The sequence below is a fragment of the Euzebyella marina genome, assembly GCF_003687485.1.
Lineage (GTDB): Bacteria > Bacteroidota > Bacteroidia > Flavobacteriales > Flavobacteriaceae > Euzebyella > Euzebyella marina.
In genome coordinates, this window is the sequence record NZ_CP032050.1 from 2,414,714 (window position 1) to 2,440,695 (window position 25,982).

Genomic DNA, 25,982 nt, shown 5'->3' on the forward strand with positions numbered 1-25,982 from the left:
AACTTGCTTTATTGAGGGCTTTCTTCACTTCCGTCAATGTTAATATCTAAAGAATCTTTCTGGTCTTTTGCCTTTATTTGAACCCCGTTATTGTCAATTTTCATTTTGAAAGACTCTCCGTTCGATTCATTGATGTTAATGTCGATACCATTTTCATTTATCTTAATTCTGTTTTCGCCATTTTCATCATCTGTTTGAACCGGACAGTTTTGACATTTCAACTGACCATCTTCGCCCATCATCCACAAATAATCTTCGGCATCATCTATATTGGTATCCCTATCTGCCCGAATGGTCCAGTTTCGGGTATTCGAAGGCGCATATTTCATGTACTGCCCCGTCGGCAGATAGAGATTGACCTTTACTTCTTGATCGTTAAATTTACTTTGGTCATTCGTGGTAAGGTAGGTGTCAAGCATCAATGTCTCACCCTTTTGCTCGAACTTATAATCTATTTTTTCTGCTGTTGACCTAGCTTGGTCAAAAGAAGGCCCGTTAGCTTCTTTTTTAACTGTGATACGAGCTACCGAATCGTTCGATCTTTTGATATTGAACCGAACATCTTCAGATTGCAACATAGGCGACCCATCTTGATCATATACCAGAATCATATCGTTCATTCTAACATACTCGCCATCATCATAGTATTCTGAAGATACCAGTTGTAAGTTAAGGGTGTCGGTTTTCTGATCGATAGTCAAAGAGTAGTCTTCTTTAATACTACCTGTAAAGGCATGGGAAGCCGCTTCCCTTACACCCAAAACTATTAATGAAATGATACAGATAATCCAAAGGCCCAGCAATGAGAACTTGGCAATGTTACCAATTGATTTTAAGTTATTGACAAGTATTTTAAGTCCTAAATACATCAGGAAGAAAAACGGAATACCTATGGCAAAGAACAAGAGAATTGAGAATACCCAAACCGGGGCTACTGTCAGGTTGTTCAGTACCCCGTCAACACCTGGTAGATTGATCCAATCTAAGGTACCCATGGTTAGCATGCCAATGAACATTCCGATAATGGTAGCAGCACCAACAACAACCAGAATAATACCAATGAACTTACCGATTATCTTGAAGAAAAACATGATAATATCACCCAAGGTCTCAAAAAACGATTTGCCGCCGTTCTTTACTTTCTTGGTTACACCTTCATAATCAACGCTCTTAATTTTGTGGGCAACATCATCAAAGCCTTCCTTGACCTTGCGTTCTATATTGCTGATGTTGACATCCTCCCCCCGCATGTCAAGTTTTTGAGAGGTGGTTTTAGCTTCCGGGATCAATAACCAAAGCAGGGCGTAGATGACAATGAAAGCTCCTGTTGAACCAATGGTCAAGACAATCCATATGAGGCGAACCCAAAGCGGGTCGATATTAAAGTAGTGGCCCAACCCAGATGATACACCGGCAATGTACTTATGATCTGTATCGCGATAGAATTTTTTCGCCCTTTTAGGCGCTTTTTGTTTACCGCTGATTGGTTCATCTTCGAACATGTCTTCATCTACCATGTAATCTTCGGGCTGCCCCATGATGGCGATTACTTGGTCGACCTCTTTGACCGTTATAACCTGTCTTTCATTTTCCAGCTTTTCACTGAACAGTTCGGCAATTCGAGCCTCAATGTCGGCTAGAATCTCTTCGCTACCGGGCGTATTGGCAAACGAGCGTTTGACCGACTCAAGGTAGCGCTGCATTTTATTGTATGCTTCTTCATCCATATGAAAAAGCATGTTGGCTAGATTTATATTTATTGTCTTGTTCATTGTCGTTGTTTTTAGGCTTGTGTTGTTGTTAGCCTTTTAGGGCATATAGCTATGTTCGTTAGTTTATCGGTTATTGGTTACCAAGTTGGTAGCCGTTCTAAGTTCATCCCAGGTCGAATCAAGCTCTTTCAAGAAAAGCTTACCTGTTTCGGTTAGGGCATAGTACTTTCTAGGTGGTCCTGAAGTTGATTCTTCCCAGCGATAGCTGAGCAAACCTGCATTTTTCAGACGGGTGAGAAGGGGATAAATAGTACCTTCTACTACCAACATTTTGGCATCTTTAAGGGTTTCAAGAATCTCTGAGGCATACTTGTCATTTCCGTTTAAAATGGAAAGGATGCAGTATTCGAGAACCCCTTTGCGCATTTGCGCCTTTGTATTTTCTACGTTCATAATCTCGTTTTGCTTTTTATGCAGTTCCTTCACATTGGGGGAACGTGTTTGTTTTGAAAATGTCTTCTGCATTGGTTGACTGTTCGTTTTTTGATAGATGAATAAACATGTTACCGTTGATTGATGATTTTGATTGATGAATAAACTCCGTTAGTTAAGGGTTGATGAGCCCCATTTTATTTAATAAACTTAATGGTCAAGGGGTATTCAAAATATTGGCCCTCGTTCGTTCTAATAGTAGCCAATAGGGTGTATACCACGTTAATGATGAAAAGAGCAGCATGTGCCAGCCCAGCAAGACTTAGTGGTATAAGCCAAGATCCAAACCTGAAATTGTCAGGATCGAAATTGATTGAAAAATTGTTATAGTTGTTCAATTTGTCGAAACCGAAGAAGCCGAAATCGAAAATATCGGGAAAGAAACCTACAAAGAAAGGAATGCTAATGACCCCCAATACTACCGAGTAAATCAGTAAGCTGATTTGAAAATTCAGGGCTTGTTTGCCATTGTAGTCGACAAATGAATTCTCGTTCTTATTGGCTGTCCAAAGTACCAACGGAATGATAAAATTACCGAAGGGAATAAGGAACCTTGAAAAGGTCGATGCATGTATCAATGCCGATAGATTTCGTTCGTGTTTGGTGATTGTACTTTCCATGACTTAGTAATTTCTTATGCAAATATATTTCTAAAAAAAGGTACTATGCAAAACAAAGTACTTAAATTTAAGATAAAATTAACAATTTTAAATTCGGTTATTTTGCATATTTTTGAGTAAAACCTTAATGGATATGGGCGTTACCGCACAAAAGTTCAATCAATTCACTTTTTTCAAATTACCTGCCGCTTGGTGGACGGGTGTTCGGGTAAAATCATTAAATGGGGATACCTGCGTGGTAACTGTTAAGCATTCTTGGCGCAATCAGAACCCATTTAAGAGTATGTTTTGGGCCGTTCAAGGTATGGCCGCTGAGTTAAGTACAGGTGCTATGGTCATTAACGAAATCAGAAAAAGCAAAAAGAAAATTAGTATGCTGGTCGCCAATAACAATGCTAATTTTTCAAAAAAGGCCACCGGTAAAATTACGTTTACATGTAATGATGGGCATCTTATCAAAGAGGCCATTGATAAAACTGTCGCCACGGCCGAGGGGCAAACCTTTTGGATGAAATCTGTAGGTGTTAACGAACAGGGAGTCGTGGTTTCTACTTTTAACTTTGAGTGGACGGTGAAAGTGAAAAGTTCAAAATAATTAGAGTTTTTGTAACAAAACTATTGGTATAGACAACCAATAGACATCACAATAAATCAATCAAAAAAATGAATGCACACGAAATAGACTATCAGATTTACGGCGAAGAGATGCAATACGTAGAAATTGAGCTAGACCCTCAAGAGGCGGTGGTTGCCGAAGCCGGAAGCTTTATGATGATGGACTCCGATATTAAAATGGATACCATTTTTGGAGATGGCTCGAACCAAGATTCAGGGGTGTTGGGCAAGATATTTTCTGCGGGAAAGCGCATATTAACGGGCGAGAGCTTGTTTATGACCGCGTTTTTAAATGTAGGCCAAGGAAAAAAACAAGTTAGTTTTGCCTCTCCATATCCCGGTAAAATTGTTCCAATAGACCTTTCAGAAAAGCAGGGTAAATTTATTTGCCAGAAAGATGCCTTTCTGTGTGCGGCCAAAGGTGTTTCAGTAGGTATAGAATTCTCTAGAAAACTCGGGCGGGGCCTTTTCGGTGGTGAAGGTTTCATTATGCAAAAGCTTGAAGGTGATGGCCTGGCATTTGTACATGCAGGAGGTACTTTGGCCAAAAAAATATTGGCACCCGGAGAGGTGCTTCGAGTAGATACCGGCTGCATCGTAGGCTTTTCAAAAGATGTCGATTACGATATCGAGTTCATTGGTGGAATCAAAAATACGGTTTTTGGGGGCGAAGGCTTGTTTTTCGCAACGCTTCGTGGGCCAGGTACCGTATATATACAATCATTGCCATTCAGCCGTTTGGCTGGCCGTGTTTTGGCCTCGGTTCCTAGAGGGGGAAAAGACAAGGGAGAAGGTAGTATTTTAGGCACCTTGGGAGATATCGTGGGCGGTGATAATCGTTTTTAAACAAATTTTTCCCTTCCGTAAATTCAATTGCTATTACTGGATTCCCTTTGATTAATTGGCTTGAACTTCCACGATTTTGAAGGATCTAGAAGACTGGAATGGTAATACATTTTTAAGAATAGGAGTGGAAAGTACATGCCTTTTTCAAAAGATAAATTCAATTGATAAACCTTTAGAAGGCCGTAATAAGCTCAGAAAGATTGTGTTGGCATGCCTACTTTTAATTATATTTACGCCGTAAACTTCAGTTTTGTGCCCCTAATGCCCTTTCAAATTTAATTCATGGAATCTAACTCGGTAACGAACACACAATTGGTCGTATGGGTAATAGATGATGATTTTGTATCCATTTTTGCTACCCGTTACGGAATAGAACAGTGGAACAGTAACTGCAAGGTGGTTGATTTCGATAGCGCTGAGACAGCTCTGAAAATTTTCTCCGATACCTTGGATAATGAGGAGGAAAGACCTGATATCATTCTTCTTGATTTGATTATGCCCGGCATGGATGGGTGGACTTTTCTTTCGAATTTCGAGAAAATGACGCAGGGAAATCCCGGTACTGACATCTATATTCTTTCTGCTTTTACAAATTCCAGAGATCGTAAGAAGGCTAAAGGGCATCCATCTGTCAAAGGTCATTTTGATAAACCTCTTTCTAAAAGTTTGTTGGAAGAAGTGTTCAATGCCAATTATCTATAGAAAGTTAACCCCTCTATTTTTGAGAAAATGACGATGGCTTGCCGTCTGGTTGAATAATTCTTATCTTCGGAAAAGATGAATTAACGATTTTATGGCGAATTATAATATTGACGCTAAAAAAGACATGACCTATGATGCCATTGTCATAGGATCAGGTATCAGTGGCGGTTGGGCTGCCAAAGAACTTTGTGAAAAAGGACTAAAGACTTTGGTGCTCGAAAGGGGTAACATTGTGGAACACGTAGTGGATTATCCTACCATGCATTTAGACCCATGGGATATGGATTACCGTGGTGGACTTACCCCTGAACAGAAGAAAAAGCATTACAAAAACATTCGCTCTGGTTGGGTCGGTCAAGATACCGAGCATTTCTGGGCAGACGATGAAGCCAATCCCTACACTGAGGTGAAGCCCTTTTTATGGCTTAGGGGTCATCAAATGGGAGGCAAATCATTACTTTGGGGAAAACAAACCTATCGCTGGAGCGATCTTGATTTTGAGGCCAATGCCAAAGACGGTCATGGTATTGATTGGCCCATTCGCTATAAAGACATAGAACCTTGGTACTCTTACGTAGAAAAGTTTGCCGGTATTAGTGGTGAGTCTCTAGGGCTTCCACAATTGCCCGACAGCCATTTTTTGCCCCCAATGGAACTTAACTGTGTTGAGAAGCATGTGAAGGGTAGAATAGAAAAAGATTTTCCGGGAAGGCATATGATTATAGGGCGGGTGGCCCACTTGACGCAACCCCATAATGGTAGGGGGCAGTGCCAATACAGAAATAGATGTAGTAGAGGGTGCCCTTATGGTGCTTACTTCAGCAGTAATGCGGTTACATTGCCACCGGCAAATGCCACCGGTAATCTGACGATTAGACCGTATTCGATAGTGCAATCCGTAATTTATGATGATAAAAAGGGCAAAGCGACGGGGGTAAGAATTATCGATGCCGAAACCAACGAAGATATTGAGTACTCGGCCAAAATTATATTTGTGAACGCTTCAACATTGAGTACTACACAAATACTGATGAATTCTGTTTCAAACAGATTTGAAAATGGTTTAGGTAACGATAGTGGCGAGCTTGGGCATAATTTGATGGATCATACCTACCGTGTCGGTGCTATGGGCAAGGTTAATGGGTTCGATGACAAGTACTATAAGGGCAGAAGGCCTAACGGTATTTATATACCACGCTACTGGAATGTTGACGAACAAACCAAATCGGATAAATTTGTTAGGGGCTTTGGTTTTCAAGGTGGCGGCTATCGAGGCGGTAATGCCGCTAATACCGAGTCGTTCGGTGCCGATTTTAAAGACAATATGTTAAAACCAGGGCCTTGGGAATTTTTCATTACCGGTTTTGCCGAATGCCTACCGTATCATGACAACAAAATTTCCTTAAATAAAGAAGTTCTTGATAAGTGGGGCCAACCCACCCTGTCCATCGATGCAGAGTTTAAAGAAAATGAAAAAGCATTGAATAAACAGATTCAAGAAGATGCGGTAGAAATGCTCGAAAAGGCAGGTCTGAAAGATGTGCTTGGGTTCGATAATGAACATCCGCCAGGGTACGGTGTGCATGAGATGGGTACGGCCAGAATGGGTAAAGATTCTAAAACAGCGGTATTGAATGAATTCAATCAAGTACACGGGGCAAAAAACGTTTTTGTAACCGATGGGGCCTGTATGACTTCATCTTCATGCGTCAACCCTTCTTTGACTTACATGGCATTGACTGCCAGGGCAGCAGACCATGCCGTATCAGAATTAAAAAAACGAAATATTTAATTATGGATAGGAGAAAAGCCCTTAAGCGAACCGGACTGTTGGCCGGTGCTACGGTTATCGCACCTTCGTTATTTTCGCTATTACAATCTTGTAAAGATGAAAAGCGATTGGACTGGAACCCTGAATTCTTTTCTAAAAAAGAGGCTCTAACAATAGCATCTATTATAGATATGGTACTTCCTAGAACGGAAACTCCTGGAGGTTTAGATGTCAAGTCAGATATTTTTATCGATAAAGTGGTTGCGAACACCTATGACGAAAAGGGACAAGAAAACCTAAGAAATCAAATCGCAGAATTTAACAAGAAGTGTCAAAATGACTTTGGAGCCAATTTTTATGAGCTGAACGAAACTGACAAGAAAAAGGTTTTGGAGGAGCAAGAAAAGACTTCAGGAAAATTTAGCCCAGGTGTTTGGGGAACTACGGTGGGAGATCAAGAACCCATCGGTTTCTATCGTTCAATGAAGTCGATGGCCATATGGGCCTACACCACTTCGGAAGAGGTAGGGGAGAAAATCTTGAGCTATGACCCAATTCCTGGTGGGTACGAATCTTGTAAACCTCTTTCTGAGGTTGGAAATAAGTGGAGTCTCTAGCCAATTGCATGAAAAACAATCGAATTAAGAACATTGAAAAAAAGGTACTATCCGATAATTGGTACATTTTAAATAAGTATACATACGAATACCAGAAAGATGATGGTTCTTGGGAGACTCAACAGCGTGAAGCCTATGACCGCGGTAATGGTGCCGCCATCTTGCTTTATAACAAAAAGAAGGGCACCATTGTTCTGACCAAGCAATTTAGAATGCCAACTTACGTGAATGGTAACGAAGATGGTATGATGGTTGAGGTTTGCGCAGGTCTTTTAGATGGCTTGAACCCTGAGGAGTGTATCAAAAAAGAGGTAGAGGAAGAAACCGGTTATCAAATAGACCGGGTCAGAAAAGTTTTTGAAAGCTATATGTCTCCTGGATCGGTCACTGAAATACTTTATTTTTTCGTTGGAGAGTATAAAGAAAAGATGAGAGTGAACGAGGGCGGTGGAGCCGAAGATGAAACGGAGAACATAGAAGTTTTAGAACTTGATTTTGAATCGGCCATGGGCATGATAGCAAGTGGTGAAATTCGAGATGCTAAATCCATCATGCTTTTACAGTACGCTAAGATTCACCAATTATTAGGTCAGTAACATCCTTCTTAATAAGTGTCCCTTACTTTTTCCAATATAAGCTGCATTCTCTTTTTGACCTCAGAAGAAGATTCCCGAAAGTGATTGTTCATAAAGCTGAAAATTAAAGTTTTACCTGATTTGGTAATCAAAAATCCGCTAAGACAATGGTTGTTGCTTAAGCTTCCGGTCTTAGCATAGATATAAGGCTTGTCAATACCGGGATACCAATTTTTTAAAGTTCCTGACTTTCCACCAGTAGGAAAGAAGCTCAGTAACCTATCCCTCGGTAGCTCTGTATACAATTTGTGTAATACTTGAATTAGTGATTCTGGGGTAATGAGATTGTATCTTGATAATCCGGAACCATCTACCCATCGCGGTTCTTGTTTTAGATCCCAAAGAAAATTTTCTAACATGAAATCTCTCGCTCTTTGGCTGTCGAGTGTGTCAGACAAGGTTGATGAAGCTAAAATCAGTAATTGCTCAGCTATAAAATTATCACTGTTATGCATCATTCTGCGATAAACAGTATCTGATTCTATACCATAAAAAGTTTTTAAAGATGGAGATGTCTTTTTATCGGTCAGTTCAATTGCTCTGTTAAGTTCTGATTCCAGAATAGATTTGGTTAGTTGGGGCCCTGTTCTAAAAGGTACTTCTAAAGTGTCTTTTCGGTTACCGTCAAAAAAGAAGATGTTTTCTTCAGCCTTTCTATTATCGGCAGCGTTTACCCGTACCACACTATCAACAAACACGGCAGGTAGCACCTTCGGTTCTTGAATGTTTTGAAGTGTAGTTACATTGCCATAAAGAGGCATTGCGCTTCTTTCAGGTTGATAATAGTACTGATAATCTCCCCATGACCAACCAGGGCCAAGTCTCTCATCGATAAGATTGCCCAGATATAGTTTGACATTGTTTTGCTTCCTGAGGAATTCAAGCGCTTTTAAATCATCAAAATAAGGATGTAGAAAAGTCGGGTCGCCAGTTCCTTGAACATAGGTTGTATCCGATGCTTGATGATAGAATAATGATGGCAAACTATCGGGCAACATCTTCAGGGAAGTGTAAAGCGTAAAAATTTTAGTGTTACTGGCCGGGGTGAAGTATTTCGATCCGTTTTGATTGTAAAGGGTGTCTTTTGTTTCCGGATCAAATAATACAAAGCCGGTAAATTGTGATTCGTAGAATTTAGAATTCAAGATATTCTCTGTTGTTCTACTGACAATTTTAGACTTCGTGGCGCAACTTAATAACAACAGTGCCAATAGTAATGCGGGTAGGAATGATTTCATATAAAAAGCTCTAATAGCCCAAAAATAGGGCTTTTAACAAGAATTTGGCGAACTTTTAACAACGAACTAGCAATATAAAAAGGGCTTTAATGTTTAACTTTAGCTTGAAGCTGTGCTTCACAAGAAACAATTAACTAAAGATTTTTCACATATGGCTAAAGCTATGCTTGAGTACACTAAAACTGTACTGAAAAAAGTTAGTTTCGATTCAAGGCTGTTTTTAAAAGAATTGAAAAAAGCAGTTACCAGATTACTCCCCGAAGAAATCGAAGAACTTAAACTCTGGTTGCAGCAGTTTATAACTGACAAACCAGAACTTCAACAAAGTTTAATTTATTTAAAGGCATAAAAAAATCCCTCCGCAACGGAGGGATTTTTTGTTGAATCTATTTCTTGTTCACAGGACTCACGATTTTTACATCTTGAAAAGCAATGGCACCCCTAACAATGCCGAGTATCACATCTCTGAGCGCCTCGGTAATCTGAATCTTTAGCTCACTTTTATGATAGATCAGACTTACCTCGCGGGCCGGTGAAGGATTTTCGAAAAACTTTAGTTTACTTCTTTTTTGTTCATCCAGTTCTAAAGTATTTAAATACGGCAATAAGGTCATGCCAAGGTCTTCATCAGCTAAGTTCACCAAGGTTTCAAAACTTCCGCTTTGCAACCTAAAATGTTCTTCCTGAAAATTTCGAGGGGCTTGGCATAGATTGATAACGCCATCACGAAAACAGTGTCCGTCTTGAAGTAAGAGCACGTCATTTATATCTAAATCTTCCGGTTTCAGTTTGTCTTGGCCATTGAGCCTATGGTTCTTAGGTACATAACCCACAAACGGCTCATAGTACAAGGGGCGTTCTTTAATGAATTCGATTTCAAGAGGTGTAGCGGCAATACCCGCGTCGATATGCCCGTCTTGAATATTTCTTATCAGGCTTTCGGTGCTTTGTTCCTTAATAATTAGGTTGACCTTGGGGTATCTTTTAATAAAGGTTTTCAAAAACATGGGTAGTAGGGTCGGCATAACTGTAGGTATGATGCCCAACGTATAATCACCTCCTATAAAGCCCTTTTCTTGGTCTACAATATCTTGAATTCTATGAGCTTCGTTTACGATATTCTTGGCCTGTTCGACAATTTTTTTACCGACTTCGGTGATGGTAATAGGTTTCTTACTACGATCGAATATTAACACATCGAGCTCATCTTCCAGTTTTTGAACTTGCATGCTCAAAGTAGGTTGGGTAACGAAGCTCTTTTGTGCGGCCAAGGTAAAATTTTGATGTTCTGCGACCGCCAGAACGTATTGTAATTGCGTTATTGTCATTGCTAATAAATTATGACGATAAATGTATAAAAACTATCAATAAAATTTATCGTTAAGCGGATTTATATTTTATAATTTTATAATCGAAAACTAAAATCAACACATTTATGAAACTCAATAGTATAGGATTAAGCGAAAAAGATTCAAAATCGATTAGTGATGATTTGAATCAATTACTCGCTAATTTTCAACGTTATTATCAGAATCTTCGTGGAATACACTGGAATATAAAAGGCAAGCGTTTCTTTGAATTGCATCCAAAATTTGAGGAACTATATGATGATGCCAATGAAAAAGTTGATGAAGTTGCCGAAAGAATTTTGACCCTCGGTGGCGTACCTCTTCATACGTTCGAAGATTATATCAAGACCTCAAAAGTACCGGTAGGTAAGAACGTCAGTAATGATGAAGATTCAATCAGGTTGATTGTAGATTCTTTGAAAGAACTACTCATTATTGAGCGTCGAATATTAGATGCTTCTGATGAATCAGGTGATGAGGGTACCAACGCCATGATGAGTGATTTTATCACTGAACAAGAAAAAACGGTTTGGATGATGAAGGCTTGGTTGGCAGAAGAAATCTAGAGACTAATGAAAATTGAATAACGGGCCCCATGGAAATTTCCATGGGGCCCGTTATTTTTAGAATCGAATTCTAAATTCTTGATCTTCACCATTTACTTCAAACTTCGCATCGGCAAAGATGGGAGGCCCGAACGGATTAATATCTCCCGTCTGTCCATAACTTTCCAAGGGCATTCCAGAAGCATCAAAATCGATGGAATTATTGCTGTTTGAATCGTGAATGGCCAGGATTGCATAGGTGCCTGGTGAAACATTTTCAAAGAGAAGGGTCACTTCACCTTTCTTAGCCGGTTCTTTAGCTGTTTTTACCCCTGGTGATTTTAGAAAAGTATCTTCATTATGTAAAGATGCAATGACCGAGCCTTCCTCAGAAAGAACATTTTCAATCGTTATTTTAATGTTTGCGGTTTTCTCAGACTGCGCGTTGATCAGCAGCACACTGGCCAACGCTAAAATGGTTGTAAAAGTTTTCATGTTCATGGTTTTGTTTTTAGATGTTGTAAAATTGGCCCTACACCTGCGTAATTTGAAATAGATTTTACCGAATTGTTCATATTTCATGATGAATTGATAAAACTTTGTGTTTGTTTACATCTTACGAAGATTTGTAACCTTCTCTGTTTACTTCTAAGGCTTAATCGATAATACGTAACTTTACCTTGGTAGTAAAAACAAATTTCATGGAAAACCGACGCCTGCTTGAAATAGAACAAATGCTCACCTCTCAAGGGTATATAGGTGATAAATCGATTGCTATGTCGGTTTACTTGGCTATGCAACTTGAAAAACCTTTACTGGTTGAAGGTCCTGCCGGGGTGGGTAAAACTGAAATTGCCAAAGTAATGGCAAAGGCACTCGACACCAATTTGATTAGACTGCAATGCTATGAGGGTTTAGACAGTACGCATGCCCTTTATGAGTGGAATTACCAGCATCAACTGTTATATCTAAAAATGCAGGAGAATAATAAGGTGGATATTACTACTGCCGAATCAACGATTTTCTCCGACCGATTTTTGCTCAAAAGACCCGTTTTACAAGCAATAACCCAGAAAACACAACCAGTTTTATTAGTTGATGAAATTGATAGAGCCGATGAAGAATTTGAAAGTTTTCTTTTGGAAGTGCTATCCGACTGGCAAGTGACCATACCTGAAATCGGCAGTATCAAGGCAGTTCAAAAACCACAGATTATACTAACAGGAAATAGAACCCGGGAATTGTCGGAAGCATTGCGCAGGCGCTGCCTCTATCTTTGGATAGATTATCCTGAATTTGAGAAGGAATTGGCCATTGTTAAAGCGAAGGTTCCGGAGGCCGATGAGCGATTGGGGCAAGAGATTTGTACGTTCATGAAAGAGCTTAGGCAATTGAGGCTAGAAAAGACTCCTGGCATTTCCGAAACCCTAGATTGGGCAAAAGCCTTGGCCGGTATGCACTTAAAACACCTAAACAAAGAAGTAGTAGAATCTACACTTGGGGTAGTACTCAAAGATTGGCAAGATATGAGGCACACACAAGATGCCCTCTCCGAACTTTTAGATAAAACCGGCGTGGTATCGAGAATAGGCTAATAATAATGATCGACCATGCAAGGCTCTTATCTGGAACATCAAACTGAAATATCTGCGTATATCGTACTGCTTTGTCAATTCCTTCGTAAGAAAGGCTATGTCATAGGCCCGGTCGAGCAGGTTGATGCCATTTTGGCCCTTGGTGGCTATAACTTTAACGAAGAGGCAAAATTTATTTTGGCGCTACAAACTGTTTTGGCCAAGAATAAACAGCAGTACATCCATTTTAAAGAAAACTATTTAGAGTTTAAACACCAGCTGAAGCAGGCTTCAGATTCTAAAGTAAAAACAAGAAAAACACCAGTTAAAAATAGGGCCAGGCAAGAACAAGAACGTTTTGATGCGCTCAAAAGTTGGCTGAACCTGAGTAAAGAAAAGGAAATCAAAGAGACAGCATCCTTTAGTGGAGTAGAAGTACTTGCAAAAAAGGAGTTTACTGATTTAAGTGATGATGAAGTACGCCTGATAATGCGGCTACTAAAAAAAATGGCCTTAAAAGCCATGCGAAAAAAAAGCAGACTAAAAAAGCTTACCAAACACAGAAGTAAAATTGATTTAAAAAGAACCATTCGCCAAAGTTTGAGAAAAGGGGGAGATATTCAGCAATTACTTTATTCTGAGCCAAAGCATAAAAAGCTAAAATTGCTGCTGTTATGCGATGTGAGTAAGTCGATGGACCTTTTCAGCCGTTTTTTTATTCATTTAATTTATGCCTTTCAAAATTCGTATGATAAAATAGAAACCTTTGTTTTCAGTACAGCTCTTCATCGGGTTTCAGATATTTTGAACGGCCATGATTTTGAAAATGCATTCCAAAGTATCTCCGATAGGGTTCCCCAATGGTCTGGTGGTACAACAATTGGTGAATGCCTAGAAGATTTTGTAGAAAATTACTCCTATCGATATCGATATCTAGATAAAAAAACCATTGTTTTGATATTAAGTGACGGTTGGGACACTGGAAAACCGACTAACATACAAAAAGCCATGCACCATATTTTTAAGAGCTCAAGAAAGGTCATTTGGCTCAATCCACTTGCTGGTAACAAAAACTTTTCCCCTGAGGTATTAGGTATGAAGTCGGCGCTTCCATATATCGATGAATTGGCTCCGGCCCACAACCTAGAAAGCTTAAAAAAGGTTCTTCTTTTAATAGGGAAAAGAAGAAAGAAAATTGCAGGTCAATTTTGAGTTTGTATTAACAATTTGTCATTTAAACTTTAATTAAACTAAATATTTAGTAAAAATTAGCCCTTTTGGTTTAGAATATTCAATTTGATTTTTTATATTCAATATCTCAAGCGAGCTATATGAAAATTAAAGGTAATTACAAACTTCCGGCTTCAAGGTCAGTTGTTTGGGATATGGTTATGGACCCCGAAATCTTAGAGAGGGTTACCCCGGGCATTAAAGAGTTAAAAGAGCTATCTCAAGACCAATATGAGGCAGTTTCCGAAGTTAGGGTAGGGCCTGTCAAGGGTAATTTCACAGGTAAACTTTCCATAAAAGATAAAACAGAAGAAGAGGGTTGCACATTGGTCATCGATCAGAAAAGTAAGATGGGCAATGTAGTGGCCGAGATTGTTATGAATTTGGCTTCTTCAGATGAAGGTGGTACAGATGTTACGTATACGGGTGAGGCTAAGATGAGCGGTACCTTGGCCAGTATGGGGCAGCGTATTATGAGCGGGGTGGTAAGTACGCTTTCTAAGCAGTTCTTCAAATCAATGGAAGAAGAAATAGATAAGCGCAGCGCCTAATTTCTAAATATTTCTACAATTTAAAACACTAGCATATGAACGTAACCATCACTGTCAATGGTAAACAGTTTACCCATGACATAGAACCGAGACTAAGTTTGGCCCAATATCTTAGAGAGAATTTAGATTTAACAGGCACGCACATTGGCTGTGATACCAGTGGGTGTGGGGCTTGCACCATAACAATGGATGGAAATGCCGTGAAATCATGCACCGTTTTGGCCGTTCAAGCCGACGGTAGCGAAATAACTACGATTGAAGGTATGGCCCAAAATGGAGAAATGCATCCGATTCAGGCGGCCTTTAAAGAGAAACATGGTTTGCAATGTGGTTTTTGTACACCGGGTATGGTGATGGTGGCCGCCGATATTCTCAAAAACTATCCGAATCCTTCAGAAGAAGATATCAGACACGGGCTTAAAGGAAATTTTTGTCGCTGCACTGGGTATCATAATATAGTCAAGTCTATTCAATTGGCTGCTGAAACAATAAATGATTAGTTATGGGAGAGTTTATAGGTAAATCAGTAAAAAGACGTGAAGATGCCCGATTCCTCAAAGGTATGGGCAAATATACAGACGATATAAAATTGCCCAAAATGACACATTCGGCCTTTGTTAGAAGTCCGTATGCCCATGCAAAAATAGAAAATGTCGATATCTCTGAGGCTGAGAAGGCCGATGGTGTGGTAGCTATTTTCACAGGTAAAGATGCTTGTGGCGAATATGGCGTTCCATGTGGTTGGCAAGTCGATTTTAAGAATGGTGAAACGATGCGAGAGCCCAAACATCCACTTTTGGCAAAAGATAAAATCCGCCATTTGGGTGAAGCGGTAACTATAGTCATCGCAGAAACACTGGAGCAGGCACGCGATGCGGCGGAATTGGTAGAGGTAGATTACGAAGAACTTCCTGCGGTTACAGACCCCAAAAAGGCAATGGAAGAAGGGGCGCCATTGGTTCATGATGATTGGGACAGTAATGCGGCATTTGACTGGTGTATCGGTAACGATCGTGCAGAAGTAGAGGCTGCTCTCGAGAAAGCCCATCATGTAACTGAAATGGAATATAGAAACCAAAGGTTGGCACCTAACGCTATGGAACCACGTAGTTACATTGCCGATTATGATGTGAATGGCGATAAATATACGTTGTACACGAGTACCCAAAATCCGCATTTGATCCGTCTTCTAATGTGCGCATTTGTTCTAGGTTTACCGGAACATAAGGTTCGAATAGTTTCTAAAGATGTAGGCGGAGGCTTTGGTAGCAAAATTTATCATTATACCGAGGAAGCTTTATTGACTTGGGCCGCCAAGGAAATAGGAAGACCAGTGAAATGGACATCCGACCGAAGTGAGGCATTTTTGACTGATGCCCACGGTCGCGACCATGTGGTCAAATCACGAATGGGTTTTGATAAAGACGGAAAGATTGTGGCTCATCTTACCGATGAGTACTGCGGAATGGGTGCTTATCTTTCAACATTTGCTCCGGCAGTACCGACCTATTTACACGGAACGCTGTTTCAAGGGGTATATACAACGCCATTGATTCATCTAAATGTAATTGCCCCATTTACGCATACCGTTCCGGTGGATGCTTATCGCGGTGCCGGAAGACCTGAGGCAACCTATCTATTGGAACGTATTATTTCCAAGGGCGCTCAAGAAATGGGTATGGACGCTGCTGAAATCAGATATAAAAACTTCATACCTCCTTTTGATGGGGTCGAAGAGGCCGGTTATCAAACTCAAGTGGCCCTGCAATATGATAGCGGTAATTACGAAGCAGCCTTAAAGAAAGGGTTGGAGAGGTTAGGATATGATGATTTTAGAAAGGAACAATCGGAAGCCCGCAAAAACGGGCGTCTGCTCGGCGTCGGTATTTCTACCTATATCGAAGGCTGCGGAATAGCCCCCTCTGCAGTGGTTGGAGCCTTAGGTGCTAGGGCCGGTCTTTATGAAGTAGGGCAGGTACGTGTTCAACCCACCGGAAAAGTATCCGTTTTTACCGGGGCTCATTCCCATGGGCAGGGCCATGAGACCGTTTTCGCTCAATTTGTGGCCGATAAGTTGGGTATAGATATGGCCGATGTTGAAATCGAGCATGGCGATACCGACCAAGTTGCTTTTGGAATGGGAACCTACGGTTCTCGAAGTCTGGCAGTGGGGGGTAGTGCTATAATAAAAAGCATAGATAAAATATTGGAAAAGGGTGCGAAGATAGCAGCCCATAAATTGGAGGCCGCTGAAGACGATTTGGAATATGCCAGCGGTAAATGGACGGTCAAGGGCACTGATAAATCCGTTTCTTTTGGCGATGTCGCACTTACTGCCTATGTGCCCCATAATTATCCTGAAGGGTTAGAGCCAGGGCTCGACTTTTCAAGCTTTTATGACCCAAGTAATTTTACTTATCCCTTCGGTACACACATTGCCGTTGTTGAGGTCGATGCCGATACGGGAGCGGTTGAATTGCAACGATTTATTGCTGTCGACGATGTGGGCAATATTATGAACCCAATGATTGTTGAGGGTCAGATTCATGGCGGTGTGGCCCAGGGTGTCGGGCAAGCCTTGTTGGAAGAGGTCGCCTACGATGAGGCGGGTCAAATGATTACAGGGTCGTATATGGATTATGCGATGCCGAGGGCAGATGACCTACCAATGATAGAGACCGAAAATACCGTAACGCCATGTCCTCATAACCCATTAGGGGTGAAAGGGGCCGGAGAAGCGGGTGCCATAGGGTCGACACCGGCCGTAGTAAATGCAGTAGTTGATGCACTGGCCCATCTTGGTGTTACTGATATACAAATGCCCCTAAAACCACAAACGGTTTGGAAAGCCATGCAGAATTAAAATAAGAAGAACATGATACCAGCAAAATTTGATTATATAAAGGCGACCTCCATTAGTGAGGCAGTCAATCTATTGGACGAGCACGGTTTTGATGCCAAGATATTATCAGGGGGTCAAAGTCTTTTACCGGCTATGAAGTTAAGACTCAACAGACCCGAGATCGTGATTGATATCAATGGTATTCCAGGTATGAATTCCATTGAGGAAACAGGTGATGAGGTCATCATAGGAGCCAATTGTACCCATACACAAATATTGAATTCCGATATGGTTTATAAAACCGTAAATATTTTACATCAGGCTGTTACCACCTTGGGTGATGTTCAGGTAAGAAACCGGGGAACTATTGGCGGTAGTCTGGCTCATGCCGACCCCTCGGCCGATTATCCTGCGGTGGTGCTGGCTTGTAATGCCCAAATTGAGGTGGAAGGAAAAGGGGGTAAAAGAACCATTGCCGCTACAGATTTCTTTCAAGGCATTTTCACAACGGCATTAGAAGACGATGAAATCGTCACTGCGGTACGTTTTCCCAAAGTGGCGCATGGCAAATACCTGAAGTTTTATCAATCTGCCTCAAGATTCGCTATTGTGGGAGTCGCCGTGGTATTCGATGATAGTAAGGTCAAAGTTGGTATAACAGGTGTTTCCGATACGCCCTATAGAGCTACTGCTGTTGAAGAGGCTTATACGGGTAATGGTGATGCAGCCGAACATGCAGTCGATGGAATAGAGGTGATGAGCGACCATTTTGCAGACGAAAATTATAGAAGTCATTTGGCAAAGGTCATGGTAAAGAGAGCTCTGGAAGAGTAAGTTTTAAGAAATAAAGCATTCATAACCCGACAAAGTGTGTCGGGTTTTTTTGTGCCTTCATTTTTTCGTCGATTGCATTAAAGTACCTAACTCTTTAAAGGTAGCTTGCTAGAAACTAAAATTGATTATGACAGAAATAAAGGCATATGCAGCTGCTTCGAAAGAAGACGATTTGAAACCATATAAGCTAGAAAGACGAGAGCTTACTCCTGATGATGTGAAAATTGACATTCTTTATTGTGGAGTTTGCCATAGTGACCTTCACCAAGTAAGAAACGACTGGAAAAATTCGGTTTATCCGGTAGTACCCGGGCATGAAATCATCGGCAAGGTTATGTCAGTAGGTGATCATGTAGAAAACTTTAAAGAAGGTGATTTGGTGGGCGTTGGATGTTTAGTCGACTCGTGTCAAGAATGTAGCTCCTGTAAAGACGATTTAGAACAGTTTTGTGAGAATGGCGCAACTTTCACTTATAATAGTCCCGACAAGCATTTAGGGGGGCATACTTTTGGTGGATATTCCGAAGCGGTGGTCGTAGACAAAAAATTTGTTCTAAAGGTTCCTGAAAATATAGATGCCAAGGCAGCGGCACCATTATTATGTGCAGGAATTACTACATGGTCGCCCCTAGCCAATTGGGGCGTGAAAAAGGGAGATAAAGTAGGTGTCATAGGTCTAGGAGGCTTGGGCCATATGGGTATAAAATTTGCCCATGCGCTAGAAGCCCATACCGTGATGATAACTACTTCACCTGACAAAAGTGAAGATGCAAAAAGTTTGGGGGCCGATGAGGTATTGATTTCTAAGGACGAGGACCAGATGAAAAAGCATGCAGGGTCATTCGACTTTCTATTGAATACCATTCCAGTAGGCCATGATATGAACCCGTATGTTGGCCTGCTCAAGCGAGATGCTACCATGGTTCTGGTTGGTGCTATTGAACCACTAGAACCGCTACATGGGGGCGGAATTGTCATGGGAAGAAAGCGAATTGCCGGCTCATTGATCGGTGGAATCAAGGAAACCCAAGAGATGCTTGATTTTTGTGGTGAGCATAATGTTGTTGCCGATATTGAGATGATTAATATTCAAGACATAAATGAGGCATATGACCGCTTACAAAAATCGGATGTTAAGTATCGATTTGTAATCGATATGAAATCTCTAAAGGAAAGTTAGATGATAAGGGGCCCTTGAAAAAAGGGCCCTTATTTATTTCGTTTGCTGCTTTTGGCAAGTGGGTTGAAGTCAAGACATAATTGAATCCAAAAATCCAGGTCCTTTTCAGATTCAAATCCTTCCGACGACACAAAGACATACCCTTTCATGGGTTTTCCTGTAAAATCCATTTCAGATGCAAAATTATTCTCTAAAGCTTTTTCGTAATTAATAGGTCCAACGCGGCACATGAGTCTAGGGGCGTTATTGCTTTTGTCGGTATCTAGCCCAAAGCACATTTTATCATTGACCATAAAACATAGACCGCCCATCATTCTTTTTTCTTGGAATGATATCATTTTATTTTTGAGGGTATGCCGTATTCTATCGGCAATAAATTGGTCAAATGCCATAAGTATATGCTTAGATTATTACTTACTTGGGTTTCTCACTATAAGGTCGGCAATGGCATTGGTATTTTGGCTATTTTGTTCTCTTAACTCAGAAACTATCTGGGCATGGTCTTCTTCTCGATTTTGAGATAGTTTGTAGCGGGCCTGTATTTCTTTGATTTTAATTTGAAAGCCCACAATGCCCTTTACTTGTCTCAAAGTCTTTGTTGACATATTATGCAACGAAATAGGGTTTTTAGAGTTGGCTTCAAAAGTATCTACCAATCTATGTAAAGAATTCATGGTCTGTTCTTCTGTCAATAGTTGCAGGCTTCCATATATGTGAACCGCAATATAGTTCCATGTAGGAACTTCTTCCTCTTTATACCAAGATGACGAAATATAGGCATGCGGGCCATTAAAAATACAAAGCACGTCGTCTTGTCCGAAATGCTTCCATTGAAAATTAGCTTTGGCGATGTGACCGGTCAGTACATCTGCTCCCTCTTCGTCTTTCTCTAATAACAGAGGTATATGGGTGGCGTGTGACCGGTTTTCAGAATGGGTGACCAATATGCCAAAACTGTTTTCAGAAATAAACAATTTGAGCTCATCAATGTTTTTATTATTTTGATATTCAGGTATGTACATGATATTTTGGCGTAGTGTATTAAAATTAACTTAAATGCTTTTTCAAAGCAAGAATCTAACCCATCGAATCAACCGGACTGTATCTTGGGGCTTACATTTACGTAAACTTAAAATTAAAGCACATGCCGTTTATAACAAATACAAAAGGAAAAGAATCCGTAGATATATTTTATGAAGATTATGGAGAAGGGCAACCGGTAATTTTAATTCACGGGTGGCCGCTCAGCAGAAAATCTTGGGAGCAGCAGGTTTGGAAGATAGTTGAATCTGGGTTTAGATGTATCTCATATGACAGAAGGGGGTTCGGTATTTCTTCCGCACCTTGGGGCGATTATGACTATTCGTCTTTGGCCAGCGATTTACACACTTTAATAGAAGGACTCAAACTTAAGGATGCCGTTATTGTTGGATTTTCAATGGGCGGGGGAGAAGTAGTACGTTACTTTACCGATTACGGATCGGATAAGATTGCAAAAGCAGTCTTGATCAGTTCGATAATTCCTCTGGTTAAAAAGAAAGATGATAATCCTGACGGAGTTCCTGAAAAAGCATTGAACGATATAAAGGATGCATTGGAGAAAGACCGCGTAGGTTTCTTGAAAGATTTCCATAAGGGATTTTATAATTATGATGACAATAAGGATAGGGTAAGCGAAGCGCAGCTAGATTACGATTTTATTATTGCCTCTCATGCATCACCGAGAGCCACTATAGAAGCAGCCCTTGCCTGGATGCATACCGATTTTAGAAAAGAATTGAAAAATGTAGATGTACCTACGTTAATAGTTCATGGCGATGCGGATGAAACCGTGCCTATTGCCACATCGGCAGATCAAGCTGCAAAAGGTATTTCCGATAATACTTACGAAATTATCAAAGGGGCACCTCACGGCTTGAATGTGACTCACTCCGATGAGTTGAACAAGCTGTTGATTGACTTTTTAAAGAAGTAATAGCCAAAAAATATAATAGAGGGCCGAGCATTCGCTTGGCCTTTTGCTTTCTAAAGAAAGGTTATGTAAATGAAAAAGTTCGGTATATGTATTATGTTGTTAGGGTCTGCTCTTTTGCTTAATTGCAAGCAAGTGAGAAAGGTTACCGATTTCATTTCTGAACCCACGGCACGTGATATTTATGAGCGAGAGTTTGCCAATGACACGACAGCCTTTGCTGAATGGAATGCGTCTTTTTTGAACAGTAAAAAAGATAGTTTAGAAGTTGAATTACCATATGTAGAAACAGGGTCTTTCACTCAGAACCTAATAAGAACCCATAGCTATAATCTTGAATTGAACAAAGGCAGAATTTTTTATGCCGAAATACTGACCGACTCAATCGCTCAAAGAGTTTTTCTAGATTTTTACAGAATTTCTAATGACTCAACACAGAATCTGAAGAGTATTAAAAGCAATGAGGAAGGCGAGCGGTACCTGTCACAGTCTATCGATGAAACAGGGCGGTATAAGCTGATTGTGCAGCCAGAAATCGATGCGAGTACAAATTATAGTTTGCGAATATACAGTCAGCCTGAGTTTGGTTTTCCAGTTTCAGGTAGAGATAATACTGCTATTCAAAGCTTTTGGGGAGCTGTTAGGGATGGAGGTAAAAGAAGCCACGAAGGCGTTGATATTTTTGCAGACCGAGGTACCCCCGTATTGGCCGTGACCGACGGTCGTATAAGTTCAACCGGAAACAGGGGCTTAGGTGGTAAACAGGTTTGGCAGCGTAACGGCTTAATGGGCAGTTCTCTTTATTATGCCCACCTTGACAGTATCTTGGTGAAAACTGGACAGAAGGTTCAGCTGGGCGATACTTTGGGCTTGGTGGGTAATACCGGAAACGCCAGAACTACGAAACCTCATTTGCATTTCGGCATCTACCAAGGTTATAGAGGTGCTATAGACCCCTTACCATTCATACAAAAGACAGAAATACCTGTCTATGCCGAGAAATCACCGGATTTTGAAGAAGGTCGGGTCGAAGTGAGATCATCTTTGGCCAATTTAAGGTCGCAACCTTCTATTGAGGGAACAAAACTTGGAGAGGCCAAGAGAAACGAAGTCTTGACCGTTTTTGGCCAGACCGACAAGTGGGTGCTGGTGCAAAACCAAGACGGTTTAAAAGCCTACATACACCAAAGTCTTATCCAATCTCCTAAAACTTCAGGATGATAAAAGCCTATCTGACCAATTCTGCTTTTACCGGTAAGTGGTCAGAAATATGTTTTCCGCTTTTAAGGCGCTCATCAATATGTTCATATGAACTGACCGAAAAACCACGGGTAAAAATATAATCGATACGCTGGGTAATCGGATCCTGTAGGTTGAAGCCATTAAAGGTTCCCGATGGTCCCTCGTTTTTTGATTTGGCAACCTCTAGACCATCTGTCATTTTCTTGCTGAGGTACTGAATAGATTTTTTTTCGGGGGATAGATTTAAATCACCCATTAAAACCACTGGAAGGTCTTGTGTATTGATTGCATCAATTTTCTTAAGTATAAGTTTTACCGATTTCTTTCGGGCCTTATCACCTCTATGGTCAAAATGGGTATTGAATACGTAAAATTCTTTATCGGTACTTTTCTCCTTTAAAAGGGCATAGGTACAGATGCGTTCAAGAGCGGCATCCCAACCAACTGAAATCTGGTCGGGTGTTTTTGATAGCCAAAAAGTGTTCGATTTTAAAAGTTCATATTTTTCTTTTTGATAAAGAATAGGTGAGTACTCACCCTTTTGTTTTCCGTCTTCACGCCCAACACCCACATAATCATAACCGGATAATTCTTCGTTTAAATAGTTCAATTGGTTGTGAAGAACCTCTTGCATACCCACAACATCAGGGGCTTCGGTTACAATCAGTTCAACCATCGAAGATTTTCGGTCGTTCCAATTATTGACCGTATCGTTCACGTTATCATACTTAATATTGTAGGTCATGATAGTCGGGCTCTGTGAATACCCTGTCACTGAACTAAGACAAATAGCTAAAAAAGATAAAATATAAAGGCGCATGGTAGATGGTATAATTTCGGGCAAGGTAGGTATTTCTGTGTTGATAGTTGGTGAACTTCTAATTTAAAAATACGACCAATCATTTTAATATTTCTACAAATTCAAAAGTGACATGAGCATTCTAATCAAGTCGAAAAATTGACGGTTACAGTTAAAAAATTATCGGCAAAGGTCATAGCGGTAAATTTGATAATCTTAATTTCACCTCCGATAAAACCCCAACAAAATCAAACATACTTTATGAAATATATCCATCCAAATATCATTAGACAGGTATTTGTTCTACTGCTAATACTGTTGATTGGAGGGCTCATATTTTGGGAAATAGTTCCGTATTTATCGGGTATTCTAGGAGCCATTACCATCTATGTGATTTTCAGAAAATGGATGGTCCAGCTAGTGAAAAAAGGTTGGAATCCCAATTTGGCCGCCACTCTTATTATGCTGTTGTCATTTATCGGTATATTGATACCAGTGAGTGGTCTTATCGCCATGTTAGGAAGTAAAATGGGGAAGGCGGTTGAAAAATCTGAGAGTGTCATCGAGATTATCAAAGACCAATTATTTGTAGTCGAAAAAACGGTCGATTATGACCTGACTTCTCAAATAGACCCTGCAGGTGCATCTTCATGGATTACCGAAAGTGTTTCCGCTTTTGCTGGAAGTACCTTTACTTTATTGATTTCGATAGCCATAATGTATTTTTTGTTGTTCTACATGTTGACCAATCGAAAGCAATTAAAGGAATCATTGTTTGAATACATCCCTATCAGTAAAACCAATTTGCGCATAATAGGTCGTGAAGTTCAAGCAATGGTAAGATCCAATGCGTTAGGAATTCCACTGGTGGCCTTGGCACAAGGGATTGTCGCCCTGATAGGCTTCTTTATTTTCGGAATTGATAATCCGTTTTTTTGGTTTGCCATTGTAGCAGTAGGATCCATGATTCCTTTTGTTGGAACATTGGTCGGTATTCTTCCGGTATTCATTTTAACCTTGGCCAACGGTAATGACGCCCAAGCTTGGGGTATACTTCTCTATGGCTTGGTCGTCGTAGGCTCTACGGATAATATAATTAGACTGTATGTGCTGCAGAAGCTTGATAATGTACACCCTTTGATTACGTTGATCGGTGTGATTGTAGGGGTACCTTTATTCGGTTTTATCGGCTTGATTTTCGGGCCGTTATTGATCAGTCTTTTTCTAATTGTTGTTCGAATTTACAAGAACGAATATGGGAAGGTAGATACGCAGGAACAACGATTGTAGCACCTACCGGTCTAATCTTTTCTTTTCGGCTTTCCACCACCTGGTCGCCTATTGCGCCTATTGTTGCTTTTTCCTCTATAATTTGAACTTCTAGAGTTGTACCTGCCTTTGTTTCTTCTAGGTTTCGGACTGTTTTCCTTAGGTTTGTCAGGGGTTTCCTGTTGTTCATTATCATCAACAAATTGGTGCTCTGGCATTACAGGTACTTGCTGTTTGATCAACTTTTCTATGTCTTTTAAGTAGGGTCTTTCATCTTTGTCACAGAATGAAAGGGCCGTACCACTGGCCTGTGCCCGCCCGGTTCTTCCGATTCGATGTACATAGGTTTCAGGTACATTCGGTAAATCGTAATTAATGACCAATGACAGTTCTTCAACGTCAATACCCCTTGCGGCAATATCGGTAGCGACCAAAACCTTCAATTTACCATCTTTAAAGCTTCCCAGTGCCTTCTGTCTGGCCGTTTGCGATTTATTACCGTGAATGGCCGAAGCCCTTATATCGGCCTTTTCCAATTTGGTAACGATCTTGTTGGCCCCGTGTTTGGTTCTTGAAAAGACCAAAACTGAGTCTTGTTCCTTCTCTCGGAGCAAATGAATGAGTAAGCGTGCCTTATTTCTTTTGCTGACGAAATAAACCCCTTGTTCGACACGTTCGGCGGTAGCCTGTTGAGGTTTGATAGTCACTCTTTCAAAGTCGCCCAAGAGTTTTTGAGATAATTCGACGATTGCCTGTGGCATCGTGGCAGAAAAAAATAGGGACTGTCTTTGGGAAGGCAGGGCCGCAATGATTTTTTTTACATCGTGAACAAACCCCATGTCAAGCATTTGGTCGGCTTCATCGAGTACCACGATTTCCAAATCGTTTAAGTTGATAAAACCTTGCCCCATTAAATCAAGCAATCTACCCGGGGTCGCGACCAAAATATCTATCCCTTTTTGTAAAGCTTTTACCTGTTGCCCCTGTTTGACACCACCAAAAATGACCGTGTTGGTGATGGGTGTAAAACGGCCATAAGCACTTAGACTTTCTGCAATCTGCAGGGCGAGTTCCCGAGTAGGGGTAACGATAAGGGCTCTTACTCTCTTTTTCCCGCTTTGTCCTTTCGAAGTTTGAAGAAGCCTTTCTAGAATAGGAATACCAAAAGCCGCCGTTTTACCGGTACCGGTTTGGGCTACACCCAACAAGTCTTTTCCCTTTAATAAAATGGGAATAGACTTTTGTTGAATTGGGGTGGGTTCTGAATAACCTTCTGACCGAAGGGCCTTTAGAATAGGTTGTGATAAGCCTAGCTCTTCAAATTTCATCGTTGTGTTTTAAGGGCTG

The 25,982-nt window shown here is 40.6% G+C and carries 28 protein-coding genes; 18 read left to right on the top strand and 10 right to left on the bottom strand.

Annotated features, from left to right (window positions below; genetic code table 11):
* Positions 1-8 precede the first annotated feature (8 nt).
* From D1013_RS10260 to D1013_RS10270, 3 genes are all read right to left on the bottom strand, one after another.
* Complete coding sequence (locus D1013_RS10260) at positions 9-1,772, bottom strand: PspC domain-containing protein (protein WP_121848744.1); 1,764 nt, start codon at positions 1,770-1,772, stop codon at positions 9-11.
* Between the two features lie 63 nt (positions 1,773-1,835).
* A complete protein-coding gene (locus tag D1013_RS10265; protein WP_121850682.1) occupies positions 1,836-2,165 on the bottom strand; it encodes a PadR family transcriptional regulator in 330 nt (109 codons plus the stop codon).
* A gap of 176 nt (positions 2,166-2,341) precedes the next feature.
* On the bottom strand, positions 2,342-2,824 hold the full coding sequence (locus D1013_RS10270; protein WP_121848745.1) for a DUF4870 domain-containing protein: 483 nt from the start codon (positions 2,822-2,824) through the stop codon (positions 2,342-2,344).
* Positions 2,825-2,957: 133 nt separating this feature from the next.
* Between D1013_RS10270 and D1013_RS10275 the strand changes: the two genes are divergently transcribed.
* The 6 genes from D1013_RS10275 (at position 2,958) to nudK (ending at position 7,971) form a co-directional block, all read left to right on the top strand.
* Positions 2,958-3,419, top strand: coding sequence for a DUF4442 domain-containing protein (locus D1013_RS10275; protein WP_121850683.1), 462 nt, complete (start codon positions 2,958-2,960; stop codon positions 3,417-3,419).
* 68 nt (positions 3,420-3,487) lie between these two features.
* Positions 3,488-4,285, top strand: a complete 798-nt coding sequence (locus tag D1013_RS10280) for a TIGR00266 family protein (RefSeq protein WP_121848746.1) — start codon at positions 3,488-3,490, stop codon at positions 4,283-4,285.
* 282 nt (positions 4,286-4,567) lie between these two features.
* Positions 4,568-4,987 carry a response regulator gene (locus D1013_RS10285; RefSeq protein ID WP_121848747.1) on the top strand — a complete coding sequence of 140 codons (420 nt, stop codon included), beginning with the start codon at positions 4,568-4,570 and terminating at the stop codon, positions 4,985-4,987.
* A 91-nt stretch (positions 4,988-5,078) separates the two neighbouring features.
* Positions 5,079-6,779 carry a GMC oxidoreductase gene (locus D1013_RS10290; RefSeq protein ID WP_121848748.1) on the top strand — a complete coding sequence of 567 codons (1,701 nt, stop codon included), beginning with the start codon at positions 5,079-5,081 and terminating at the stop codon, positions 6,777-6,779.
* Between the two features lie 2 nt (positions 6,780-6,781).
* On the top strand, positions 6,782-7,375 hold the full coding sequence (locus D1013_RS10295; RefSeq protein WP_121848749.1) for a gluconate 2-dehydrogenase subunit 3 family protein: 594 nt from the start codon (positions 6,782-6,784) through the stop codon (positions 7,373-7,375).
* 8 nt (positions 7,376-7,383) lie between these two features.
* Positions 7,384-7,971, top strand: a complete 588-nt coding sequence (gene nudK, locus D1013_RS10300) for a GDP-mannose pyrophosphatase NudK (RefSeq protein WP_121848750.1) — start codon at positions 7,384-7,386, stop codon at positions 7,969-7,971.
* Positions 7,972-7,979: 8 nt separating this feature from the next.
* Here nudK and D1013_RS10305 read toward each other — a convergent pair whose 3' ends face one another.
* Positions 7,980-9,248, bottom strand: a complete 1,269-nt coding sequence (locus D1013_RS10305; RefSeq protein ID WP_121848751.1) for a D-alanyl-D-alanine carboxypeptidase/D-alanyl-D-alanine-endopeptidase — start codon at positions 9,246-9,248, stop codon at positions 7,980-7,982.
* Between the two features lie 151 nt (positions 9,249-9,399).
* On the opposite strand from D1013_RS10305, the gene D1013_RS10310 reads away from it, so the two are divergent.
* Complete coding sequence (locus D1013_RS10310) at positions 9,400-9,597, top strand: hypothetical protein (protein WP_121848752.1); 198 nt, start codon at positions 9,400-9,402, stop codon at positions 9,595-9,597.
* Positions 9,598-9,634: 37 nt separating this feature from the next.
* Here the strand turns inward: D1013_RS10310 and D1013_RS10315 are convergent, their stop codons facing one another.
* Positions 9,635-10,576, bottom strand: coding sequence for a LysR substrate-binding domain-containing protein (locus tag D1013_RS10315; protein ID WP_121848753.1), 942 nt, complete (start codon positions 10,574-10,576; stop codon positions 9,635-9,637).
* 107 nt (positions 10,577-10,683) lie between these two features.
* On the opposite strand from D1013_RS10315, the gene D1013_RS10320 reads away from it, so the two are divergent.
* Positions 10,684-11,163: a Dps family protein gene (locus D1013_RS10320; protein WP_121848754.1), complete on the top strand. Its 480-nt coding sequence runs from the start codon at positions 10,684-10,686 to the stop codon at positions 11,161-11,163.
* Between the two features lie 57 nt (positions 11,164-11,220).
* On the opposite strand, the gene D1013_RS10325 is transcribed toward D1013_RS10320, so the two are convergent.
* The gene (locus tag D1013_RS10325) at positions 11,221-11,637 is read right to left on the bottom strand and encodes a DUF2141 domain-containing protein (protein WP_162987879.1); all 417 of its coding nucleotides are present in this window, start codon (positions 11,635-11,637) and stop codon (positions 11,221-11,223) included.
* Positions 11,638-11,843: 206 nt separating this feature from the next.
* On the opposite strand from D1013_RS10325, the gene D1013_RS10330 reads away from it, so the two are divergent.
* The 7 genes from D1013_RS10330 (at position 11,844) to D1013_RS10360 (ending at position 19,353) form a co-directional block, all read left to right on the top strand.
* On the top strand, positions 11,844-12,737 hold the full coding sequence (locus D1013_RS10330; protein WP_121848756.1) for an AAA family ATPase: 894 nt from the start codon (positions 11,844-11,846) through the stop codon (positions 12,735-12,737).
* Between the two features lie 15 nt (positions 12,738-12,752).
* Entirely contained in the window at positions 12,753-13,928 is a 1,176-nt protein-coding gene (locus D1013_RS10335) for a vWA domain-containing protein (RefSeq protein ID WP_121848757.1), read from the top strand.
* Between the two features lie 119 nt (positions 13,929-14,047).
* A complete protein-coding gene (locus tag D1013_RS10340; RefSeq protein ID WP_121848758.1) occupies positions 14,048-14,497 on the top strand; it encodes an SRPBCC family protein in 450 nt (149 codons plus the stop codon).
* 35 nt (positions 14,498-14,532) lie between these two features.
* Positions 14,533-14,997 carry a (2Fe-2S)-binding protein gene (locus D1013_RS10345; RefSeq protein WP_121848759.1) on the top strand — a complete coding sequence of 155 codons (465 nt, stop codon included), beginning with the start codon at positions 14,533-14,535 and terminating at the stop codon, positions 14,995-14,997.
* Positions 14,998-14,999: 2 nt separating this feature from the next.
* Positions 15,000-17,360, top strand: a complete 2,361-nt coding sequence (locus tag D1013_RS10350) for a xanthine dehydrogenase family protein molybdopterin-binding subunit (RefSeq protein WP_121848760.1) — start codon at positions 15,000-15,002, stop codon at positions 17,358-17,360.
* A gap of 12 nt (positions 17,361-17,372) precedes the next feature.
* Complete coding sequence (locus tag D1013_RS10355) at positions 17,373-18,173, top strand: FAD binding domain-containing protein (RefSeq protein WP_121848761.1); 801 nt, start codon at positions 17,373-17,375, stop codon at positions 18,171-18,173.
* A gap of 127 nt (positions 18,174-18,300) precedes the next feature.
* Positions 18,301-19,353 (top strand): NAD(P)-dependent alcohol dehydrogenase, encoded by a 1,053-nt coding sequence (locus D1013_RS10360; protein WP_192466548.1) that lies wholly within the window; start codon positions 18,301-18,303, stop codon positions 19,351-19,353.
* A 29-nt stretch (positions 19,354-19,382) separates the two neighbouring features.
* Here D1013_RS10360 and D1013_RS10365 read toward each other — a convergent pair whose 3' ends face one another.
* Together D1013_RS10365 and D1013_RS10370 are read right to left on the bottom strand one after the other, a co-directional pair.
* A complete protein-coding gene (locus D1013_RS10365; protein WP_121848763.1) occupies positions 19,383-19,745 on the bottom strand; it encodes a TfoX/Sxy family protein in 363 nt (120 codons plus the stop codon).
* An 18-nt stretch (positions 19,746-19,763) separates the two neighbouring features.
* Positions 19,764-20,375, bottom strand: a complete 612-nt coding sequence (locus D1013_RS10370; protein ID WP_121848764.1) for an FMN-binding negative transcriptional regulator — start codon at positions 20,373-20,375, stop codon at positions 19,764-19,766.
* Positions 20,376-20,497: 122 nt separating this feature from the next.
* Between D1013_RS10370 and D1013_RS10375 the strand changes: the two genes are divergently transcribed.
* Entirely contained in the window at positions 20,498-21,328 is an 831-nt protein-coding gene (locus D1013_RS10375; protein ID WP_121848765.1) for an alpha/beta fold hydrolase, read from the top strand.
* Positions 21,329-21,460: 132 nt separating this feature from the next.
* Positions 21,461-22,546 (top strand): peptidoglycan DD-metalloendopeptidase family protein, encoded by a 1,086-nt coding sequence (locus tag D1013_RS10380; protein WP_162987880.1) that lies wholly within the window; start codon positions 21,461-21,463, stop codon positions 22,544-22,546.
* A 7-nt stretch (positions 22,547-22,553) separates the two neighbouring features.
* Here the strand turns inward: D1013_RS10380 and D1013_RS10385 are convergent, their stop codons facing one another.
* Positions 22,554-23,312: an endonuclease/exonuclease/phosphatase family protein gene (locus tag D1013_RS10385; protein ID WP_121848767.1), complete on the bottom strand. Its 759-nt coding sequence runs from the start codon at positions 23,310-23,312 to the stop codon at positions 22,554-22,556.
* A gap of 315 nt (positions 23,313-23,627) precedes the next feature.
* Here D1013_RS10385 and D1013_RS10390 point away from each other — a divergent pair, with 315 nt between their 5' ends.
* Positions 23,628-24,656 (top strand): AI-2E family transporter, encoded by a 1,029-nt coding sequence (locus tag D1013_RS10390; protein ID WP_121850684.1) that lies wholly within the window; start codon positions 23,628-23,630, stop codon positions 24,654-24,656.
* 11 nt (positions 24,657-24,667) lie between these two features.
* Here the strand turns inward: D1013_RS10390 and D1013_RS10395 are convergent, their stop codons facing one another.
* Complete coding sequence (locus tag D1013_RS10395; protein ID WP_121848768.1) at positions 24,668-25,963, bottom strand: DEAD/DEAH box helicase; 1,296 nt, start codon at positions 25,961-25,963, stop codon at positions 24,668-24,670.
* Positions 25,964-25,982 lie beyond the last annotated feature (19 nt).

Bases quoted from the DNA above. Each gene is read 5' to 3' on its own strand.
- D1013_RS10370 (WP_121848764.1), bottom strand. From the start codon at position 20,375: ATGTACATACCTGAATATCAAAATAATAAAAACATTGATGAGCTCAAA.
- D1013_RS10275 (WP_121850683.1), top strand. From the start codon at position 2,958: ATGGGCGTTACCGCACAAAAGTTCAATCAATTCACTTTTTTCAAATTA.
- D1013_RS10390 (WP_121850684.1), top strand. From the start codon at position 23,628: ATGAAATATATCCATCCAAATATCATTAGACAGGTATTTGTTCTACTG.
- D1013_RS10340 (WP_121848758.1), top strand. From the start codon at position 14,048: ATGAAAATTAAAGGTAATTACAAACTTCCGGCTTCAAGGTCAGTTGTT.
- D1013_RS10345 (WP_121848759.1), top strand. From the start codon at position 14,533: ATGAACGTAACCATCACTGTCAATGGTAAACAGTTTACCCATGACATA.
- D1013_RS10290 (WP_121848748.1), top strand. From the start codon at position 5,079: ATGGCGAATTATAATATTGACGCTAAAAAAGACATGACCTATGATGCC.
- D1013_RS10305 (WP_121848751.1), bottom strand. From the start codon at position 9,248: ATGAAATCATTCCTACCCGCATTACTATTGGCACTGTTGTTATTAAGT.
- D1013_RS10375 (WP_121848765.1), top strand. From the start codon at position 20,498: ATGCCGTTTATAACAAATACAAAAGGAAAAGAATCCGTAGATATATTT.
- D1013_RS10365 (WP_121848763.1), bottom strand. From the start codon at position 19,745: ATGGCATTTGACCAATTTATTGCCGATAGAATACGGCATACCCTCAAA.
- D1013_RS10315 (WP_121848753.1), bottom strand. From the start codon at position 10,576: ATGACAATAACGCAATTACAATACGTTCTGGCGGTCGCAGAACATCAA.
- D1013_RS10335 (WP_121848757.1), top strand. From the start codon at position 12,753: ATGCAAGGCTCTTATCTGGAACATCAAACTGAAATATCTGCGTATATC.
- D1013_RS10280 (WP_121848746.1), top strand. From the start codon at position 3,488: ATGAATGCACACGAAATAGACTATCAGATTTACGGCGAAGAGATGCAA.
- D1013_RS10265 (WP_121850682.1), bottom strand. From the start codon at position 2,165: ATGAACGTAGAAAATACAAAGGCGCAAATGCGCAAAGGGGTTCTCGAA.
- D1013_RS10360 (WP_192466548.1), top strand. From the start codon at position 18,301: ATGACAGAAATAAAGGCATATGCAGCTGCTTCGAAAGAAGACGATTTG.
- D1013_RS10385 (WP_121848767.1), bottom strand. From the start codon at position 23,312: ATGACCTACAATATTAAGTATGATAACGTGAACGATACGGTCAATAAT.
- D1013_RS10325 (WP_162987879.1), bottom strand. From the start codon at position 11,637: ATGAAAACTTTTACAACCATTTTAGCGTTGGCCAGTGTGCTGCTGATC.
- nudK (WP_121848750.1), top strand. From the start codon at position 7,384: ATGAAAAACAATCGAATTAAGAACATTGAAAAAAAGGTACTATCCGAT.
- D1013_RS10350 (WP_121848760.1), top strand. From the start codon at position 15,000: ATGGGAGAGTTTATAGGTAAATCAGTAAAAAGACGTGAAGATGCCCGA.
- D1013_RS10320 (WP_121848754.1), top strand. From the start codon at position 10,684: ATGAAACTCAATAGTATAGGATTAAGCGAAAAAGATTCAAAATCGATT.
- D1013_RS10260 (WP_121848744.1), bottom strand. From the start codon at position 1,772: ATGAACAAGACAATAAATATAAATCTAGCCAACATGCTTTTTCATATG.
- D1013_RS10285 (WP_121848747.1), top strand. From the start codon at position 4,568: ATGGAATCTAACTCGGTAACGAACACACAATTGGTCGTATGGGTAATA.
- D1013_RS10355 (WP_121848761.1), top strand. From the start codon at position 17,373: ATGATACCAGCAAAATTTGATTATATAAAGGCGACCTCCATTAGTGAG.
- D1013_RS10295 (WP_121848749.1), top strand. From the start codon at position 6,782: ATGGATAGGAGAAAAGCCCTTAAGCGAACCGGACTGTTGGCCGGTGCT.
- D1013_RS10330 (WP_121848756.1), top strand. From the start codon at position 11,844: ATGGAAAACCGACGCCTGCTTGAAATAGAACAAATGCTCACCTCTCAA.
- D1013_RS10310 (WP_121848752.1), top strand. From the start codon at position 9,400: ATGGCTAAAGCTATGCTTGAGTACACTAAAACTGTACTGAAAAAAGTT.
- D1013_RS10270 (WP_121848745.1), bottom strand. From the start codon at position 2,824: ATGGAAAGTACAATCACCAAACACGAACGAAATCTATCGGCATTGATA.
- D1013_RS10395 (WP_121848768.1), bottom strand. From the start codon at position 25,963: ATGAAATTTGAAGAGCTAGGCTTATCACAACCTATTCTAAAGGCCCTT.